The 2,326-nt window shown below is 32.0% G+C and carries 5 protein-coding genes; all 5 read left to right on the plus strand.

Going from position 1 to position 2,326, the window contains the following annotated elements:
- Positions 1-62: 62 nt before the first annotated feature.
- Positions 63-701, plus strand: coding sequence for a DNA/RNA non-specific endonuclease (locus RST01_RS15870; RefSeq protein ID WP_371859455.1), 639 nt, complete (start codon positions 63-65; stop codon positions 699-701).
- A 2-nt stretch (positions 702-703) separates the two neighbouring features.
- Positions 704-1,189: an antitoxin YezG family protein gene (locus tag RST01_RS15875; RefSeq protein ID WP_147198342.1), complete on the plus strand. Its 486-nt coding sequence runs from the start codon at positions 704-706 to the stop codon at positions 1,187-1,189.
- A 184-nt stretch (positions 1,190-1,373) separates the two neighbouring features.
- Positions 1,374-1,682, plus strand: a complete 309-nt coding sequence (locus RST01_RS16240) for an HNH/ENDO VII family nuclease (RefSeq protein ID WP_244946741.1) — start codon at positions 1,374-1,376, stop codon at positions 1,680-1,682.
- Complete coding sequence (locus RST01_RS16245) at positions 1,676-1,744, plus strand: HNH/ENDO VII family nuclease (RefSeq protein WP_244946743.1); 69 nt, start codon at positions 1,676-1,678, stop codon at positions 1,742-1,744. The genes RST01_RS16240 and RST01_RS16245 overlap by 7 nt, the downstream gene beginning before the upstream one ends.
- A gap of 11 nt (positions 1,745-1,755) precedes the next feature.
- Positions 1,756-2,178 (plus strand): SMI1/KNR4 family protein, encoded by a 423-nt coding sequence (locus tag RST01_RS15885; RefSeq protein WP_147198344.1) that lies wholly within the window; start codon positions 1,756-1,758, stop codon positions 2,176-2,178.
- Positions 2,179-2,326: the final 148 nt, after the last annotated feature.

Consider the following 2,326-nt stretch of genomic DNA (forward strand, 5'->3'; position numbering starts at 1 on the left):
AATTTATCGACAATGCCCTCCGTCCAATCGAAGTCCGTGCCGTACAAACAACCGCTGGGAATGTGGTCACCGGTGTAGAACGAGGTCTTCCATCAGGCAAACTTCCTGCGAAAGCGGATGAGTATTTAGCGATCAAGCAGGCGGAGAAGGATGGGATTTTGAGAGGTAAGGGTAAGGTTAAGAATAGTGAGATAACTGAAATAACTGGAGAAAATTTTGGGGAACATATCATTAAAGGGAAAAATGGAAGAAAAGAACTTGCACCTAACGTACGTTATATAACTGAGGAGAATTATAAATATACAACAGATGAACTTGGTAGAATAGTAGATGTAAATGCGGAAGATTTAATACTTAAAAAAGGAACGCGAAACTCAGGAATGCAAGTGGCAGCAGGTCGTGAAGATAGGTTGTTTGATGATGATGGTGGACACTTGATAGGAACTCAGTTTCATGGTTCAGGGGATATTGATAATTTGCTTGCTCAGAATAGGCAAATTAATCGCTCTGGTGGAGAGTGGTACAAGATGGAGACTGAGTGGGCAAACGCTCTTAAAGAGATTCCACCAAAAAAAGTATCTGTAAAAATTAAGCCAGTTTTCGCTGGGACTTCATTAAGACCACATTCATATAAAGTAATTTATGAAATTGAAGGTAAAGGAATATTTAAGAAAAACATTGAAAATAGAGCAGGAGGATGATTATGGAAAAAGAAATGAATAGATTATATAATGAGATAGCTGAAACAGTTAATGAAATGATTCCAGAAGATTGGAATAAATTTTACTTTTATGCTCAAATATCAGAAAATGGGGGAGGAACTTACTTTTTTTATAATACACTTGAAAATAAGCAATATAAATATAGTTTAGAAATTCCTTTCAAATATCAAATTGATGAAGATGAATTTGAGAGAAAAGAAGATGTTTTATATAAATTGAGCAAGGAACTTAGAAAAGTTTTTAAGGATAATGGGCAGGAACTATGGTATTCCTTTACAATGTCTCTAGAGAGTACTGGGAAATTTAATTTACATTATGATTATACAAATTGGTTTGATACAGACTATAGCTTTAGTGACCAAATGATTATATGGAAAAATAAATATTTAGGTGAAGTACCAAATGATAAAAATTATAAAGCTTTAATAGATAAGTATTATATTGAATTTCCGAATAATCCTATTTAGCTGATTAAAAGTGAAATTTTATACGTCATGATAGTTGTACCATCATGGCGTACTGTTTGCACATAAACTCGAAAATTTAATGGTCTTAAAAATATATGAACTAGTGCGCTTGATTGTCTACGAAAGGCAACAAGTGCTTTTTAACGTAAAAATTAAAGATGCGATAATTTTATAAGTACGCTAAGTGTTAATTTTAAGAGATTGTAATGGTTATGAACAACATATGACGATAGTAGATGGTAGAAACAAAAGTTGTATTACCTTATTAATAAACATGCCAGCTCTTACGAATGTGATGAAGACAGCCTATAAAACAGTTGAGAATGCAAGGGGATCTGCCTTAAAATATGCGAGGAATCTAGGGAAAGCCCATGGACTTCAAAAAGAGCCAGGTGATATGGTGGAAATATTTGCTACTACGCATGATGAGTATAATAAGATTTTGAATGGTTTGTACAAGACGGCGATAGTTTTAGAAATAGCGATATTCTAGATAAACAATACAACAATTTTAGAAAAAAATACTGGAAATGGCGTTTCAATAATTTAGATTGAGGAGATTAAAAATGGAAATGGAAATTTTAGAAATGATAAATAAATATATTGAAAAAGGAGAATTTTTTGGAGAAATATCAGATGAAAACATCGTTATGATTGAAAAAAAATTAGGTTGTACTTTTCCTCCACAGTATAGAGAATTTGTTAAAAAGTTTGGCTCGGGAGGAATTTGTGGTGTTGAGGTATTAGGAGTAGAAGGAATGGATTATGGATCAGTAGTAGATGATACTGAAAAATATAGGAAATTGGGATTGCCTGAAAAATATCTAGTTATTGAAAATGTAGATGAATTTGTTTATTGCATTAATACTAAAGATGATTACTATGTTATAAGATGGGATGATATTAGTAAAAAAGAAATAATTAGATATTCAACTTTTGATGAGTACTTAAAAGATAGCTTTCAAGAAGCAATTGATAACTGGGATTAATAATCAAAAATATAAAGCACCTAAACCCCAAGAAACGATTGTCCTTTTGAGAGTGTATTGAGAATTTAAAAGCCCTTAGTGTCTATAGATGGCAATATGGGCTTTTTGTTTTTTTGTAAAGAATATATAGTATATAAACTAGGTTAAG

The sequence above is a fragment of the Rummeliibacillus stabekisii genome, from assembly GCF_007988965.1.
Taxonomy (GTDB): Bacteria; Bacillota; Bacilli; order Bacillales_A; family Planococcaceae; genus Rummeliibacillus; species Rummeliibacillus stabekisii.

What these genes read in the sequence shown, in the direction of transcription:
- RST01_RS15875 (WP_147198342.1), top strand. Translation starts at nt 704, where the DNA reads ATGGAAAAAGAAATGAATAGATTATATAATGAGATAGCTGAAACAGTT.
- RST01_RS15885 (WP_147198344.1), top strand. Translation starts at nt 1,756, where the DNA reads ATGGAAATGGAAATTTTAGAAATGATAAATAAATATATTGAAAAAGGA.